We start from the raw sequence: 15,086 nt of genomic DNA, 5'->3' as shown, positions 1-15,086 counted from the left end.
CTTACTCCGCCGGGGCGGCGGCGGCGCGGCCTTCGACCGGCAGCAGCAGGCAGAAGGCGGCGCCGATCCCGGCGAACAGGGCGAGCGCGACCAGCAACCCGTCGAGCGAGCCGGTGAGCCGGTGGATCAGCGGCACCAGGCTGACGCCCAGCGACGAGACCCCGAGGGTGAGAACGAATTTCGCCCCGAAGGCCCGGCCGCGCCAGGCCGGCGGCGTATAGCGGGCGAGCAGCGAATTCTCCGCCGGCTGGCCGACGACATTGCCCGAGACCATGAGCACGGCGACCCCGACCAGCGCCGAGCCGGAAAGCGAGACCGCGATCAGGATGAAGGGGATCTGCACCAGCTGCGCCATCAGATAGACGGCGCGGGGCGGAAAGCGGTCGGCCAGTTCGCCGCCGACATATTGCGTGAGGGCGGAAACCAGATAGACGACGGAGACGAGCAGGCCGATGCCGAAAGTGCCGTCGACGAGGCCCCCTGCCCGCTCCTCGAACAATTTCGGCAGGCCGACCGAGGTCGCCTGGAAGATCAGCCCGCTCATCAGCATGGTGACCGACAGCACCCAGAAGGCGCGGCGCACGTCACCCCGGCTGGGCGGCGCGCCGGGCGCGACGTCATGGGCCGGATCGGCGATGCGCCCCAGGCGGATCAGCACGGCGAACCACAGCCCGACCAGCAGGGAGACGATGCCCGGCACGATGAAGGCCGCGCGCCAGCCGAACCGATCGGCCAGGTAACCGGCAACCACCGCCGCCGCCGCGGTCCCGAGGGAGCCGAAGATGCCGTTGATGCCGAGCGCCCGCCCCCGGTTGGTCGCCACCCGCACCAGCCAGGCGATGCCGACCGGATGATAGATCGAGGCGAAAAGCCCGATCAGGGTAAGGCCGACCGTCAGGCCGGTCAGGCCCTGCGCGAGGCCGGTCAGGATCGACGAGGCACCGAGGCCGAGGAAGAACACGGCGATCATGCCCGGCGCGCTCCAGCGGTCGCCGAGCCAGCCGGCCGGCACGGCGCCGAGGCCGAACATCAGGAACAAGGGCACCGAGGCAAAGGCCAGCGTGTCGTAACCAAGGCCCCAGTCCTTCTCGATCGACAGCACCACCGTCGCGTAGAGCAGGGTGAAGAGATGCGAGAAACTATGGGCCACGCTGGAAAAGCCGAGGCCGAGGCGGGCTGAGGTCGCGGTGGCGGACGTTGGGGCGCGGTCGTCGTCATGGCGGGGATGATGCGCCAAGGCCCGGGCTTTGTCCCCTGCCCGGATTTCAAGGCCCCATGCTATGGTCGGCACGCGAGGTGAGCATGGACCGTATAGCCCCCGAAAACTGGTACCGCGTGCAGCGTCTGGCCGACGACATCAGCCTGATCGACGAGCCCTTCATCGTGCCCTTTTACCGCTGCAACATGTGGCATGTCCGGGGGCGGGAGCGCGATCTTCTGGTCGATTCCGGCATGGGCGTCGTGTCCTTGCGCGCCCATATCCCGCTGGTAAGCGAAAAGACCTGTGTCGCCGTCGCCAGCCACACCCATTTCGACCATGTCGGCTGCCATCACGAATTCGGCCATTGCCTGGTCCATGCGGCGGAGGCGGAAATCCTGCGCCACCCGACACGGGCGAACACCCTGGCCGAGCCCTATGTGGGCGACGCCATCTTCACCGGCCTGCCGCCCGAGCCTTACACGAGCGCGACCTACACGGTGAAAGGCGTCGCCGCCCCCGGCCTGATCGGGGACGGCGACGTGATCGACCTCGGCGACCGGCAATTCACCGTGATCCACACGCCCGGCCACTCACCGGGCGGCATCGCCCTGTTCGAGGCGTCGACCGGCACGCTGATATCCGGAGATATCGTCTATGACGGCCCGCTGATCGACCAGGGCGAAGGCATCGACCGCCCGGCCTATGCGGACAGCCTGCGCCGCCTGCTGGCGCTGCCCGTCCTTACCGTGCATGGCGGTCATTTTCCGTCCTATGGCGGCCAGCGTCACCGACAGATCATCGAGGACTGGCTGCGCCGCTATGAGGCGGGGGGCTGATCACTCCCCCGGGTCGATCATCTCGATGTCGCGCATGAAACCGGCGAGGCTGGTGCGCTTCTTGGTCGTCTCCTCGAGGATGGCGACATTGTAGGGCACGCGCTTTTCCGGCTCGCGGATCGCGGTCATCGGGTCTTCGCCGTCGCGGATATAGCCCATCGAGAAACAGCCGAGCTGATAGCCCATGACCTTCAGGAGATCGTCCGGCAGGGTGCGGGCAATCTCGATCGGCGTCGTCAGATACTGGTTTTCTTCCTGGCGCACCCAGCCGACGGCATAGGTGATGTTGATCGCCTGGCGCAGCTTGTCGGACTTGTTCTCGCCGGCGCCGTGGAACACCTTGCCGGTATAGAACAGGGCGGAGCCGCGCTTCATCACCGCCGGCAGCGAATCCTCGATCGAGTATTTCTTGCGCGTCGACAGATGGCTGCCGGGCACGACGCGGGTCGCGCCCATCTCCTCGGTGTAATCGGTCAGCGCCCACAGCAGGTTGCACTGGATTTCGTAATCGAGCGGGAACGGGAAGAAGTCCCAGGCGACCTCGTCCTGATGCAGCTTCTGCGCGGGCGAACCCGGGTAGACGCTGATGATCTGCGTCAGGTGCAGGCGGAAGGTCGAGGCATTGGCCAGCACGAGGCCGGCGGTGCCGAGCACGGTCGGCAGCATGATCAATTCGCGCGCCGCGGGCGAGCGGGCGATCAGCGCGCCCGTGCGCTTCGTCTGCAGCCCAAGGAAATTGTCGAGGCCATACATCGAATTCTCGACATAGGGTGACATTTCAGCGGTGATGCGATCCATCAAGGAACTGGGCGCAAGCTCATCGACGATGCAATAGCCGTTTTCCTTCATCGTCTTGGCGATATCTTCGGGTTTTGCATCGGATGGCAGATGGATCAGGGACATGGACTTTCTCCCGGCCAGTAAAACAACTGAACAATACTAGGCTTTACCAACACCGCCGCGGTATCCATCCGAAGGTGGATGAGCCCACTTTATTTGCGTCTGTCCGCCGCATTTCGCCAATGGCACGATGCAAAGACCGTTCACAAACGCGATGCCCGGCCCTAATCTGATCACTTCGTTGCAGCGCAGCACATTTGCCGTTCCGGCAGGAGGCAAGGGTCATGGCTCAGCCGCCCGTCAACAGCGATGCCCCGATCGAGCAGATGATGCTCTTCGCGCATCGCAGCTTCGCGGTCTCCTCGGTCGTCTTCTACTGGGTGGACGATACGTCGGAGATGACCGATTTCCGTGCCGACGGCACGCCGGGCGACTTCATGCGCCGCTACATGGGCGGCATGAGGCAGCTCGACCCGCTGCTGGTCAGCCGGATCTCCAGTCAGGGCAAACGCATCGCCCGCCTTTCCGAGGAATGGCACAATGTGCCGACCGATCAGGGCGACGCCTATCGGCATTTCCTCGGCGATTACGGCATCGTCGACAATATCGACTTCGTGTTCTGGAACGGGGGGGCGCCGGTTGCCGGCCTCGGCCTGCTGCCCCGGGCGGAGGACACGCCCGTGGACCTGCGCTGCCTGAACCTCGGCGCCCTGCACCGCTATTTCGAATTCAACCTCGGCCTTCATCCCCGCCTGCGCGCCCGGCGCCTGCGCCACGACTTGCGCGACCGCTACCGCCTGTCCCCGCGCGAGATCGAGGTCGCGGCCCTGATCGGCGCCGGCGCCAGCAACACCGATATCGCAGAGGTGCTGAACATCGGTGTCGCCACGGTGAAGACCTATGTCCTCGCCATCCTGGCCAAGCTCGAGGTCGACAACCGCGCCAGCATCGCCGCGCTGACCGCCGGCCTCGGCTTCGACCCCGGGGCCGAGCGGATCGGTCTGCGCAGCCCCTGACATCCGGCGCCTCTAGACCGCCTGGGCGGCGGTATCGGCCGCCGCCTTGGCCGCCTTGCTGGCGCGGCGATTGCGCAACACGTCCTCGAACTCGTCATCGCCCATGATGCCGTCGCGGCGCAGGGTCATGCACAGCACGATGACGGCACCGAGGAAGAAGCCGGTCAGGCCGAACATGGTCGGCAGCTTGGTGCCGAAGACCATGGGGCCGTTCTCCAGCGTCCGCGCCAGTTCCGAGCCAACCGAGATCAGCGCCGTGCCGACGATGACGCCCGAGACCGAACGCATCCCGCCAAGGATGACCATGGCCATGATCAGGAAGGTCTGGGTGAAGTAATAGCTGTTGGGCCCGATGGTGCCGAGATAGGTCGCGTGCAGCACGCCGCCGATGGCGACGAGGAAACCCGACAGAACCCAGGCCTTGAGGCGCAGCCGCTCCACCCGGACACCCATCGAACGGGCGGCCAGCATGTTCTCGCTCGAAGCGCGAAGCTGCAGCCCGTCCTCGGAGTCGCGGAAGAATTTGGCGACGAAGATAACGAAGGCCGACGCCAGCATGGCCCAGGGCAGGCTGGAAGCGATCGGAATGCCATAGAGCGAGCGCGGCCCGCGCGTCAGGTCGATCCAGGCGTTGAAGACGACATAGCAGATGACGAGGACGGCAAGGGTCAGGATTTCCCCCGCCGCGCCCGACACGCGCTTGATCAGCAGGCCCGAGACCCAGGCGAAGGCGACGGTGACCGCAAGGGCGATCAGGATCGCCGTGACGACGTCGAACTGCACGAAGCCGAGGCCAAAGGGCGCATCCGGGATCTGCGTCTTCTTGAGCGCGAGCGGGATGGTCAGGATCGCGACGACATAGGCGGAAACACCCATGAAGGAGACATGGCCGAAACTGACGACGCCCGAATTCCCCATGAACACCTGCAGGCCGATGGCGACCACGAGGTTCATGAAGAAGGCATAGGCGATGCGCACCTGATAGGCTTCGGCGAAGAAGTAGATCAGCGTGCCCACCGCCGTCAGGACGATGATGGGCAGGGCCGAATTGCGCGCGGTGCGGAGCAGGTGATTCATGCTTCCTTGTCTCCCAGCTCGACTTTCCGGCCAAGGAGGCCCTGCGGGAAAGCCACGAGAACGAGGCCGACGACACCGAAGACGATGGCATCGCGATAGGCGGTGATTTCCTGCGGCAGCGTGACCTGCAGCAGCACCTCGAAGACACCGAGGGCAACGCCCCCGATCACAGCCCCCTGCAGCGAGCCGAGACCACCCAGCACGCAGGCGACGAAGGCCTTGAGCACGGGGACAGAGCCCATGAAGGGATCGACCGCGCCGCGCCGGCTGATGATGAAGACGGCGGCGATGCCGGCGAGAATCCCAGAGATGATGAAGGCGGACTGGATCACCCAGTTGGCCTTGATGCCCATCAGGCGCACCGCCATGAAATCCTTGGAGGCGGCGCGCATGGCCATGCCGACCGTGGTCTTCTTCAGGATGATCAGCAAGGCGGCGATGGCGATGGTCGTCACCACGGTTTCCAGCACCTGCAGCGTCGGCACGGTCAATTCGCCGATGGTGATCATCGAGGACAGGAAATCCGGCGTCTGAACCGGCTTCGGCCGCGTCGCGACGAAAATGATGAACACGTTCTGCACGATGATCGAGACGCCGAAGGCGGTCAGAATCCCCGTATTGGTCGAGGCATTGCGGATCGCCCGGAATGCCACCTTCTCGAACACGATGGCGGCGAGGGCCGCGCCACCGATGCCGATGGGCAGGGCGAGCCAGGGATTGGGCAGCCAGGTCGCCGCCGCGAAGAACATGGCGTAACCGGCGACGGTGATCAGTTCGCCATGGGCGAAATTGACGAGACCGATGATCGAAAAGACGATGGCGAGGCCGAGCGCCAGCAGCGCATATTCGCTGCCGACACTAAGCGCGTTCACCAGTTGCTGGATGAAGTATTCCATGGTGCCTGCGCTCCCGTCAGTGAACACCGGAGCCGAGATAGGCTTCCATCAGGTCTTCGGAATCGACCATCGCCTTGGCGTCGCCCTCATAGACCAGGCTGCCACTGGCGAGGATGTAGCCCCGATCGGAGATGCCGAGGGCATCGGTCGCGTTCTGCTCGACGACGAGCATGGTCAGGCCGTCGCGCTTCAGGTCCAGCATCAGCTCGAAGATGCGGTCGACGATGCGCGGCGCGAGGCCGAGCGAAGGCTCGTCCAGCATCAGCAGCTTTGGCCGCGACATCAGCGAGCGGGCGATGGCCAGCATCTGCTGCTCGCCGCCCGACAGGGTCTTGGCGGTCTGGTGATAACGCTCGCCGAGGATCGGGAACATCTTCAGATATTTCTCGATGTCGGCGGCGACGCCGTCGCGGTCCTTGCGCGTCGCCGCGCCGAGGTGAAGATTTTCGGCGACCGAAAGGTCGGCGAACACGCGGCGCCCCTCGGGGGTCAGGGTCAGGCCCATGGCAACCACGGTTTCCGCCGGCTTCTTCGTGATGTCGGTGCCCTCGAAGCGGATGGTACCCCCGGCGACCGGCAGGATACCCACCGCCGCCGAGACCAGGCTGGACTTGCCGGCCCCGTTAGGACCGAGAAGGGAGACGATCTCCCCCTTCTCGACCTTGAGGCTGACGCCCCGCACCGCCTTCACGACACCGTATTGCACGGTGATGTTCGACAGCTCCAGCATCAGGGTGCCGGCACGTATTCAGGCAGGATGTCCTGGATCTTGGAGAACTTGCCGTTCACCACCTCGACCACCGCCATGCGCTTGATCGGCACGCCGCCACGATCCTTGTAGGTGATCGAGTCGGTGGTGATGCCCTTCATGTCCTTGATTTCCTTGATCGCGGCATTGACGGCGGCCGGCTCGGCACTGCCCGCCGCCTCGATCGCGGTCTTGACCACCAGCACGGATTCGCCGGCGAGGCCGAAGAAGATGTTCTGGATCTTGTAACCGCGCTTGGTGCAATCGGTGTAGAATTCCTCGAGCGCGGAACCCGGGGCCGGGAAGCCATGGGTCACGAACTTGATCATCTTGGCGCTGTCGCCAGCGATCTCCAGGATGCCCGGATCGTCATAACCGTCGGTGCCCATGAAGGTGATCTTGTCGAGGCCGGCCGCCATGAACTGGCGCGGGAAGACGGCGCCGTCCGGCGTGATGAACCCGCCGAAGATCACGTCGGGCTTCGGGTCCATGGCCTGGATTTCGGCGAGCTGGGCGCGATAGTCCGACAGGCCGGTGTTGTAGTTGATGCGCTTCAGCACCTTGCCGCCCAGATGCTCGAAAGCCGCGCCGAAATATTCCGGCGTCGCGAGACCATAGGAGCCGATGTCGCGGGTGATCATCAGCACGGCATTCTTGTAGCCCTGCTTGATCGCATATTCGGCGGCGGCGCCGGCCGAGAGATTGTCGCCGTAAGGTACGAGATAGGCATTCTCCGGGCTCGCCGCCGGGAACTGCACCTGCGTGGAACCGACAGAGAGCACGGCAACGCCATGCGGCAGCGCGAGGGCGGCGATCGGGATCGAGGTATCGTCCGACGGCGGCGAAAGGATCGCCGTCGCGCCGAGGTCGATCAGCTCCTGACCGGCGGTCGCGGCCATCACCGCGTCCGACTTCATGTCACGCGCTTCGAGGCGCAGCTTGCGGCCGAGCACGCCGCCCTTCTCGTTGATGCGGTCGATCTCGCACTGGGCACCATCGACGCTGTCGTAGGGCGCATACATGCCCGTCACGGCGGCGGCGTAACCGATGATGATATCATCGGCGGCCTGGGCCGGAAGGGGTGACAGGGTCGCGAGGCCGAGCGACGCCGCCAATGAAAGAACACCATACCGTTTCATGACCGATCCCCTTGTAAGCCCCGGAAAGTTGGATGACGACATTGATTACTTGCGCGCCTTGCGCCCGAGATAGACTTCGATCACCCGCTCGTCGTGACGCACCTCTTCGGGCGGACCGCTGACGATGACGGCGCCGAGGTGCATGACGTAGAGCAGCTCGCTCACCTCCATGATGAACTTCAGGTCATGTTCGATGACGACGATGCCGCAACCGAAACGGTCGCGGATCATGCGCACCGACGAGATCAGCGCATGGGATTCCTGTTCGTTCATGCCGGCCGCCGGCTCGTCCAGCAGGATGACCCGCGGGGCGAGCGCCAGCGCACGGGCGATTTCCACCCGGCGCTGGTGGCCATAGGGCAGGTGTCCGGCCTTCAGATCGGCCATGGCCGACAGGCCGAGCAGGTCGAGGATCTCGTCCACATTCGGCACCTCGATTCCCTCGCGCTTCAGGCGGCGGAAGGTGATCGAGGCGACCTCGACGTTCTCGCGCACGGTCAGGCGCTTGAACAGGCGGATGTTCTGGAAGGTGCGGGCGATGCCGGCTTCCGCGCAGGTCTCGGGCGAAGTGGCGCCCAGCGGCTGACCGCCCAGATAGACATTGCCGGACGTCGGCGTCAGCGTGCCTGAGATAAGGTTCATCAGGGTCGTCTTGCCGGCGCCATTGGGGCCGATCAGGCCGACGATCTGCCCGACCTCGCACGAAAGCGTCACGTCACGCACCGCGTAGACGCCGCCGAACTGCTTGGTGACATTGTCGACGAAAAGGCCGGAGCCCCGGTTCGCGGCGACGGCGGTCGATGCCGCGACGTCCATTGATGCCTCTACGGCGACATCGGCCTTACGAAGTGCTGTCAACGCCTTTACCTCACGCCAGACGGGCCTGCGCCCTCCGTCATTGGCCTGATTGTCAGACCATTCACGAAGGGGTGTCAATCCCTCCCCCACAGTTGTTTCATGAATTTGTCTTCGGATTTCCACCATTGTGGTTAACAAGATCGAGCAATACTGTCGGAATGGACTTCAATTCCACCTTTAGGTGGAGGGTCCACCAAAAGGTGGAGCTCAGTATTGTCATTTTAATATTGACGCATTGGCACCTTTAACCTCTCCATACCACTGTGTCGGGCCATTGAAGCCTTGCGTGACTAAGCGGTCAGGTTGAATCGGACGGAACCCTCAACGCATCAATGGTTCCTCGTTCATACCTATGGCGCGAAAAATGCGCCCCATCCCATCGTCGACCCTGAGGAGGGACAAACCGGTGTTGAATGCGTTGCCCAAGAACGATCTGGCCAGCCAGGCCCTCGACCATTGCATCTTCCCGATCATCGACGCCGCCGATGTGAAGCGCGACGGCCCGGTGGTCATTGCCTCGGGCAAGGGCATGACCATCACGGATGGCTCCGGCGTCGATTATCTCGACATGATCAGCGCCTATACGCGCGCCAATTCGCTCGGTTATGGCAACGAGGAGATCGCCAAGGCGGTCTACGACCAGCTGTGCAAGATGCATTACGCCGGCACGGTGAGCATGGTGACCGAGCCCATGGTGCAACTGGCCAAGTCGCTTTCGGAATTGCGGCCCGATGCCGGTCTGTCGCGCGCCTTCTTCGTCTCGGGCGGCTCCGAAGCCGTCGAATCGGCGATCAAGATCGCCAAGCAGTATCAGATCGGCAGCGGCAAGAAGCCCCATGCCTACAAGATCATCGCGCGCTGGAGCGCCTATCACGGCGCGACGGCCGGGGCCATGGCGCTGACCGATCACCTCTCGGTCGCGCAGACGCCGGACCCGCGGATGCCGGGTGTCTCCAAGATCCCGAACCCGACCTGCTATCGCAATCCCTTTGGCATGGGCGATGAAGAATACGCCATGTTCTGCGCCGATTATCTCGAGCAGCAGATCATCCACGAAGGGCCGGAGCTGGTCGCCGCCTTCATCGGCGAGCCCCTGATGCAGGCCAATGGCGCCCAGGTGCCGAGCAAGGCCTATTGGCAGCGCGTGCGCGAGATTTGCGACAAATACGGCGTCCTCCTCATCATCGACGAGGTGATCTGCTGTTTCGGCCGTACCGGCAAATGGTTCGCCGCCGAACATTTCGACGTGATGCCCGACATCACGACGATGGCGAAGGCGCTGTCCGCCGGCTATGCCCCGATCGGCGCCGTGCTGACACGGCCCGACATCGCCGATGCCATCGACCATTTCCGCCATGTCCACACCTTCTCGGGCCATGCCGGCTGCGCCGCCGCCGCCAATGCGGTGATCGCGATCAAGCAGCGCGAGCGGCTGATCCCCAAGGCGCTGGAAAACGGCGTCTATTTCAAGGCCGGCCTGGTCGAGGCGCTGGGCGAGATGCCCGCGGTCGGCGATATCCGCGGCCTCGGCCATTGGCACGCGGTCGATTTCACCAGCAACCGCAAGACCAAGGCCCTGCCCGACCCCAAGATGGTGAAGGGCATCGCCGAGAAGATGCGCAGCCTCGGCGTGCTGGTCGGCGCGGCGGGCACCGCCATTGAAGTCGCCCCGGCGCTGATCGCCTCCCACGCCGATTTCGACCGCACCGTCGCCGCCTTCAAGCAGGCGATCGAGAGCGTTTCCAAGGATTACGACATCGCCTGAGCGGGCGGTCATTCAGGCGAGAGAGAACTCATGGCAGCAATCACCAAGGACGGTCGCCGCACGGCGATCGTCTCCGGCGGGCTTGGCGTCATCGGCCGTAATCTGGTCGATCACCTGTCGGAAAGCGGCGAATGGAACATCATCGCCCTGTCGCGGCGCGGTGCGGATTTCGAGAGCAAGGCGACCTATGTGCCGATCGACCTTCTCGACCCCGTGTCCTCGCGCGAGGTTCTGGCGCAATTCACCGATGTCGACTGCATCTTCCACGCCGCCTATCAGGAGCGGCAGGCCCCGGCGGAACAGGTGTCGGCCAATCTCGACCTGCTGCGCAACCTCGTGACCGGGGTCGCCGCGGCGTCGCCCGGCCTGTCCCGCGTCGTCCACTACGAAGGCGCGAAATATTACGGCGTCCATCTCGGCGCCTTCCCCACCCCGGCGAAGGAATCCGATGCGCGCCACATGCCGCCGAACTTCTATTACGACCAGGAAGACTGGCTGAAGGAAGCATCGGCGGGCGCGTCGTGGGATTATGTCGTGCTGCGGCCCGACGTTGTCTGCGGCTTCGCCGTCGGCAGCCCGATGAGCCTCGTCACCGTGCTCGCGGTCTATGCCCTGATCAGCAAGGAGTTGGGCCTGCCGCTGAAATTCCCGGGCACGGCCGATTGCTATACCCGCCTCGCGCAGGTGACCGACGCCGGCCAGCTCGCGGCCGCCTCGGCCTGGGCGATCGGCAATGCGGCGGGCGGCGAAGCCTATAATGTGACCAATGGCGACCTGTTCCGCTGGAATCAGTTGTGGCCTGCCCTCGCCCGCATGTTCGACATGGAGGTGGGCGGGGTCCAGACCATCCGCCTGACCGAATTCATGGCCGACAAGGCGCCCATCTGGCAGCGCATCGTCGAAAAACATGGTCTTCGGAACATAGCTTACGACAAGATCGCGGCCTGGGGGTTCGGCGACTTCGTCTTCCGCTGCGATTTCGACGTGATCTCCAGCATGACCAAGATCCGCCTCGCCGGCTTCAATCAGATGGTCGACAGCGAGGCCATGTTCCAGCGCCTGTTCACGGGCCTGCGCCAGCGTCGCGTGATCCCCTGAGCAGAACAGCATCCTCTTCGAGGAAGGCGATGATCGCCTTCTTCGTCGAGTCGATGTGACGCTGCATCATCGCCCGCGCCCTTTCGTCGTCGCGGTCGAAGATCGCATCGAAGATATGCCGGTGGTAGATGTCGGCATCCTTGCGTGACTGGATGAAATAGCCGCCGAAGGGCAGGAACATCTCGCGCCTGATATCCTCGACCGCCTTGGCCAGCATCGAATTGCGCGCCGCCAGGGCGATTTCCATGTGAAACTCGGTATCGGCGGCATTGAACACCTGCGCACTCTCGACCCGATTGAGGTCGGAGATTTTGCATTGTTCCATGCGCTGCATCGCCGCCTCCAGCCGCGCCAGGTCGTCGTCGGTCCGCCGGCACGCGGCGAGTTCCGCCGCCGCCCCCTCGATCACCAGACGAAAATCCATCAGCTCGTTCAGATGGGCGCGCTGGCGCCTGATCCAGGCCCGCAGCTCTACCGGATCCTCGACCTGCGAATCGCGAACGACGAGGCCGCCGGTCGCGCCGCGCCGCACCTCGATGAGACCGCTGTCCTGCAGCAGGCGCACGGCTTCCCGAATGGTGGAACGCGAAACCGACAGGCGCTCGGCGAGGACACGTTCGGGCGGGAGCTTCTCGCCGGGCAGGAACAGGCCGAGCTGGATGCAGCGCTTGATCTGTTCCATCGCCAGTTCATGGGCCGCCGGCTGGCTGATCGGCCCAATAAGCTCATCCCGCAATTCGACGCCTCCCCGGGCAGCCCCCCTGCCCTCGCGATCCTGTCGCCCCTGCCCCTACTATAGGAAAAAGCCGACCGGCATTGCACGCGGCATGTTGCGCCGGCGTTACGGCACCGATGTCGCCAGCGCGCCCTGCGGTGCCTTGCGGAAATCGAGCCGCCAGGACCACAGGGCGATGCCGAGCGCGGTCAGCGCCAGCACGACCCCGATCCAGGCGATATCGCCATAATCGACACCACCGTCGATGGCGATACCGCCGAACCAGGCGCCGCTGGCATTGCCGAGGTTGAACGCCCCCTGATTGAGGATGGAGGCGAGATTGGGCGCCCCCACCGCCTCCCTGACCACCCGCAGCTGGAGCGGCGAGATCAGGGCGAAGGCGGTGCCGCCCCAGATGAAGACCGTCGCCACCGTCGGCCAGAACATCGAGGTGACGAGACCGAAGACCGTGAGAATGGCGGCAACGGCGACGAAGCCGCCCACCACCGTCGCCATCAGCCGCCGGTCGGCGAGGCGCCCGCCGACGAAATTGCCGATCGTCAGGCCGACACCGAACACCAGGAGGACATAGGTCACCACCTCGGGCGTCACATGAGTCACGCGCTCGAGGATGGGCGCGATATAGGTCAGCACGCTGAACAGGCTGGCCGAGGCGAGCACCGACAACAGCATGGCGAGATAGACCTGCAATCGGGCGAGGCTGCGCACCTCGCGCATCAGGCTGCCGGTCGCGACGGTCAGATTATGCGGCAGCCAGGCCCAGAGCGCGATGGCGGCGACGACGCCGATGCCCGTGACGGCATAGAAGGTGGAGCGCCAGCCCAGGGCCTGTCCGAGGGCGGTGCCAAAGGGCACGCCCAGGATGTTGGCGATGGTCAGGCCCGCGAACATCATGGCGATGGCGCTGGCCTGCCGGTGTGGCGCCACCACCTCGCCCGCGACGACGGCACCAAGACCGAAGAAGGCACCATGGCAGAAGGAGGTGAGAATACGGGCCGCCATCAGGCTCCAGTAATCGGGGGCGATGGCGCAATAGAAATTGCCGGCGATGAAAATGCCCATCAGCATCAGCAGCACCTGCCGCCGGGGCATCCGCGCCGTGGCGAGACCGAGAATGGGCGAGCCGAGCGCGACCCCGAGGGCATAGCCCGAGACCAGCATCCCCGCCTGCGGCACCGTGACCGAGAGATCGCGCGAGACGTCGAGCAACAGGCCCATGATGACGAATTCGGTCGTGCCGATGCCGAAGGCCGCCAGCGCCAGTGCGATCAAAGGTAGAGACATGAAAACCCCATACGCCACGGATTGGAACAATTCGAGAAAGAGCGTGACAGGCCGCCGACCCGGCGACCAATGAGCTTCACGCAATGTTGCATTGCGGCGTCATCCCGCTGATCACCCAGCGCAGATGCCGCGCGCCATCGTCGATCTGGGCCGGCGTGAAGGCGCCGAAGCCAAGAAGAAGGCGCGGGTCCGGCCGCTGGCCCTGCGTGTGGAAGGAGACGGGCATGACCTCCAGCCCCTCGGCCGCGGCCGCCCGGGCAATGGCGATGGCATCGAGGCCGGGCCGCAGGGTCGCCAGCAGTTCCATGCCGGAATCCGAAGGTTCGGCGGTCATGTAGTCGCCAAGATCGCGGGCGACGGCTTCAAGCAGTGCCGCCTGACGCTGGACATAGAGTTTGCGCATCCGCGCGACATGGGCGGCGAAATGCCCCTCGGCCATGAAATTGGCGACCAGGATCTGGTCGAGGATGGGCGAGTAGCGCCCGACGACGGTACGCGCCGCGACGAAATATTCGATCAGGGCATCGGGCACCACGGCATAGCCGAGGCGAAGCGCGGGAAACAGGCTCTTCGAGAAGGTGCCGAGATAGATTACCCGCCCCTCGGTATCGAGCGCCTGAAGGGGCGGCAGCGGCCTTCCGCCATAGCGGAATTCGCTGTCGTAATCGTCCTCGATGATCCAGCTGTCGTGGGCACCGGCCCAGGCAAGCAACTGCATCCGCCGCTCGAGGCTCATCGCCATGCCGAGGGGATATTGCTTCGACGGCGTCACATAGGCGAAGCGGGCGTCGGGAAAGGCGGCAAGCCCGGCGGCGACGTCGATGCCCTGAGCGTCGACCGGCACGGGACACGGCCGCGCCGAGGCCGCCGTGATCGCGGCATAGGCACCGTCATAGCCCGGGTCTTCGCACCAGGCACCGTCGCCGGGCATCAGCAGCAGGCGGCAGGCGGTATCGGCCGCGTGCTGCACCCCGGCGAAGATGACGATATTGGCGGCGCTGCAATGAACCCCGCGCGAGAGGGCAAGATGGGCGGCGATCCCCTCGCGCAAGGGATGGTAACCCTGCGGATCGCCCTCGCCCAGCAGATGACTGGCCGCACCGGCATCCATGCGCCGGAACAGATTCATGGTCAGCTTGGACCAGAGCTGGACCGGAAAGGCATCGACCGCCGGGAAATTGGCCCGGAAGGCGACCGGCCGGCGCATCCGGCGGAAGGTTTCGGGTATGTCGGAAAACCGCGCGAAACTCCGCCCCCGGTCGAGGCTGGAGGCCGCGGGCAGCACCGGATTGATCCGGGGCGCCGGCCGCGCCTTGCGGGCAAGGCCCGGCAGGCTGCGCGAGACATAGGTGCCGGACCCGGTCTGCCCGTCGAGGTAACCTTCGGCGATCATCTGCTCGAACACCAGCATGACCGTGTTGCGCGAGACGCCGAGAAGTTCCGCCAGGGTCCGGCTGGACGGCAGGCGGGCGCCCGGTTTAAGGGCGCCCGAGGTGATCTCGGCGACGAGGCGCGACTGGATCTGCCGGTGCAGGGGCGCGCCCCCGCTGCGCTGCAGGTCGAAGGCAAGGGCATCGAGCAGCGGCGGCATG

The 15,086-nt window shown here is 64.9% G+C and carries 14 protein-coding genes; 4 read left to right on the top strand and 10 right to left on the bottom strand.

Translation table 11 applies throughout. The features are described 5' to 3' along the window. Window position 1: 1 nt before the first annotated feature. Entirely contained in the window at window positions 2-1,237 is a 1,236-nt protein-coding gene (locus tag DKG74_RS00210; protein WP_109901443.1) for an MFS transporter, read from the bottom strand. A gap of 65 nt (window positions 1,238-1,302) precedes the next feature. Here DKG74_RS00210 and DKG74_RS00205 point away from each other — a divergent pair, with 65 nt between their 5' ends. Then, complete coding sequence (locus DKG74_RS00205; RefSeq protein WP_109901441.1) at window positions 1,303-2,037, top strand: MBL fold metallo-hydrolase; 735 nt, start codon at window positions 1,303-1,305, stop codon at window positions 2,035-2,037. Here the strand turns inward: DKG74_RS00205 and DKG74_RS00200 are convergent, their stop codons facing one another. Then, on the bottom strand, window positions 2,038-2,940 hold the full coding sequence (locus DKG74_RS00200; protein ID WP_109901439.1) for a phytanoyl-CoA dioxygenase family protein: 903 nt from the start codon (window positions 2,938-2,940) through the stop codon (window positions 2,038-2,040). 221 nt (window positions 2,941-3,161) lie between these two features. Here DKG74_RS00200 and DKG74_RS00195 point away from each other — a divergent pair, with 221 nt between their 5' ends. Next, a complete protein-coding gene (locus tag DKG74_RS00195) occupies window positions 3,162-3,893 on the top strand; it encodes a helix-turn-helix transcriptional regulator (protein WP_109901437.1) in 732 nt (243 codons plus the stop codon). Between the two features lie 12 nt (window positions 3,894-3,905). Here the strand turns inward: DKG74_RS00195 and DKG74_RS00190 are convergent, their stop codons facing one another. From DKG74_RS00190 to DKG74_RS00170, 5 genes are read right to left on the bottom strand one after another with little or no spacing between them, the layout of a single operon-like run. After that, the gene (locus DKG74_RS00190) at window positions 3,906-4,970 is read right to left on the bottom strand and encodes a branched-chain amino acid ABC transporter permease (protein WP_109901435.1); all 1,065 of its coding nucleotides are present in this window, start codon (window positions 4,968-4,970) and stop codon (window positions 3,906-3,908) included. Further along, window positions 4,967-5,866 carry a branched-chain amino acid ABC transporter permease gene (locus tag DKG74_RS00185; RefSeq protein ID WP_109901433.1) on the bottom strand — a complete coding sequence of 300 codons (900 nt, stop codon included), beginning with the start codon at window positions 5,864-5,866 and terminating at the stop codon, window positions 4,967-4,969. Before DKG74_RS00185 ends, DKG74_RS00190 begins: the two co-directional genes overlap by 4 nt. A gap of 16 nt (window positions 5,867-5,882) precedes the next feature. Then, window positions 5,883-6,596 (bottom strand): ABC transporter ATP-binding protein, encoded by a 714-nt coding sequence (locus DKG74_RS00180; protein WP_109901431.1) that lies wholly within the window; start codon window positions 6,594-6,596, stop codon window positions 5,883-5,885. After that, window positions 6,596-7,753: an ABC transporter substrate-binding protein gene (locus tag DKG74_RS00175; protein WP_165837453.1), complete on the bottom strand. Its 1,158-nt coding sequence runs from the start codon at window positions 7,751-7,753 to the stop codon at window positions 6,596-6,598. Before DKG74_RS00175 ends, DKG74_RS00180 begins: the two co-directional genes overlap by 1 nt. A gap of 45 nt (window positions 7,754-7,798) precedes the next feature. Further along, window positions 7,799-8,569, bottom strand: coding sequence for an ABC transporter ATP-binding protein (locus DKG74_RS00170; protein WP_109901427.1), 771 nt, complete (start codon window positions 8,567-8,569; stop codon window positions 7,799-7,801). Window positions 8,570-9,017: 448 nt separating this feature from the next. Here DKG74_RS00170 and DKG74_RS00165 point away from each other — a divergent pair, with 448 nt between their 5' ends. After that, complete coding sequence (locus DKG74_RS00165) at window positions 9,018-10,376, top strand: aminotransferase family protein (RefSeq protein WP_165837452.1); 1,359 nt, start codon at window positions 9,018-9,020, stop codon at window positions 10,374-10,376. A gap of 30 nt (window positions 10,377-10,406) precedes the next feature. Beyond that, window positions 10,407-11,474, top strand: coding sequence for an SDR family oxidoreductase (locus DKG74_RS00160; RefSeq protein WP_109901423.1), 1,068 nt, complete (start codon window positions 10,407-10,409; stop codon window positions 11,472-11,474). Here DKG74_RS00160 and DKG74_RS00155 read toward each other — a convergent pair. The 3 genes from DKG74_RS00155 to pdxR form a co-directional block, all read right to left on the bottom strand. Beyond that, a complete protein-coding gene (locus DKG74_RS00155; RefSeq protein WP_133251449.1) occupies window positions 11,440-12,210 on the bottom strand; it encodes a FadR/GntR family transcriptional regulator in 771 nt (256 codons plus the stop codon). The genes DKG74_RS00160 and DKG74_RS00155 overlap by 35 nt on opposite strands. A 105-nt stretch (window positions 12,211-12,315) precedes the next feature. Continuing rightward, window positions 12,316-13,494, bottom strand: a complete 1,179-nt coding sequence (locus DKG74_RS00150) for an MFS transporter (protein WP_109901419.1) — start codon at window positions 13,492-13,494, stop codon at window positions 12,316-12,318. 76 nt (window positions 13,495-13,570) lie between these two features. After that, entirely contained in the window at window positions 13,571-15,085 is a 1,515-nt protein-coding gene (pdxR, locus tag DKG74_RS00145; RefSeq protein ID WP_109901417.1) for a MocR-like pyridoxine biosynthesis transcription factor PdxR, read from the bottom strand. Between the last annotated feature and the right edge of the window lies 1 nt (window position 15,086).

Source organism: Zavarzinia aquatilis (assembly GCF_003173035.1).
GTDB lineage: Bacteria > Pseudomonadota > Alphaproteobacteria > Zavarziniales > Zavarziniaceae > Zavarzinia > Zavarzinia aquatilis.
The sequence above is the reverse complement of the archived record's forward strand: the minus strand, read 5'-3'. Positions and strand labels throughout refer to the sequence as shown.

What these genes read in the sequence shown, in the direction of transcription:
- DKG74_RS00185 (WP_109901433.1), bottom strand. Translation starts at nt 5,866, where the DNA reads ATGGAATACTTCATCCAGCAACTGGTGAACGCGCTTAGTGTCGGCAGC.
- DKG74_RS00205 (WP_109901441.1), top strand. Translation starts at nt 1,303, where the DNA reads ATGGACCGTATAGCCCCCGAAAACTGGTACCGCGTGCAGCGTCTGGCC.
- DKG74_RS00180 (WP_109901431.1), bottom strand. Translation starts at nt 6,596, where the DNA reads ATGCTGGAGCTGTCGAACATCACCGTGCAATACGGTGTCGTGAAGGCG.
- DKG74_RS00200 (WP_109901439.1), bottom strand. Translation starts at nt 2,940, where the DNA reads ATGTCCCTGATCCATCTGCCATCCGATGCAAAACCCGAAGATATCGCC.
- DKG74_RS00160 (WP_109901423.1), top strand. Translation starts at nt 10,407, where the DNA reads ATGGCAGCAATCACCAAGGACGGTCGCCGCACGGCGATCGTCTCCGGC.
- DKG74_RS00175 (WP_165837453.1), bottom strand. Translation starts at nt 7,753, where the DNA reads ATGAAACGGTATGGTGTTCTTTCATTGGCGGCGTCGCTCGGCCTCGCG.
- DKG74_RS00170 (WP_109901427.1), bottom strand. Translation starts at nt 8,569, where the DNA reads ATGGACGTCGCGGCATCGACCGCCGTCGCCGCGAACCGGGGCTCCGGC.
- DKG74_RS00195 (WP_109901437.1), top strand. Translation starts at nt 3,162, where the DNA reads ATGGCTCAGCCGCCCGTCAACAGCGATGCCCCGATCGAGCAGATGATG.
- DKG74_RS00190 (WP_109901435.1), bottom strand. Translation starts at nt 4,970, where the DNA reads ATGAATCACCTGCTCCGCACCGCGCGCAATTCGGCCCTGCCCATCATC.
- DKG74_RS00150 (WP_109901419.1), bottom strand. Translation starts at nt 13,494, where the DNA reads ATGTCTCTACCTTTGATCGCACTGGCGCTGGCGGCCTTCGGCATCGGC.
- pdxR (WP_109901417.1), bottom strand. Translation starts at nt 15,085, where the DNA reads ATGCCGCCGCTGCTCGATGCCCTTGCCTTCGACCTGCAGCGCAGCGGG.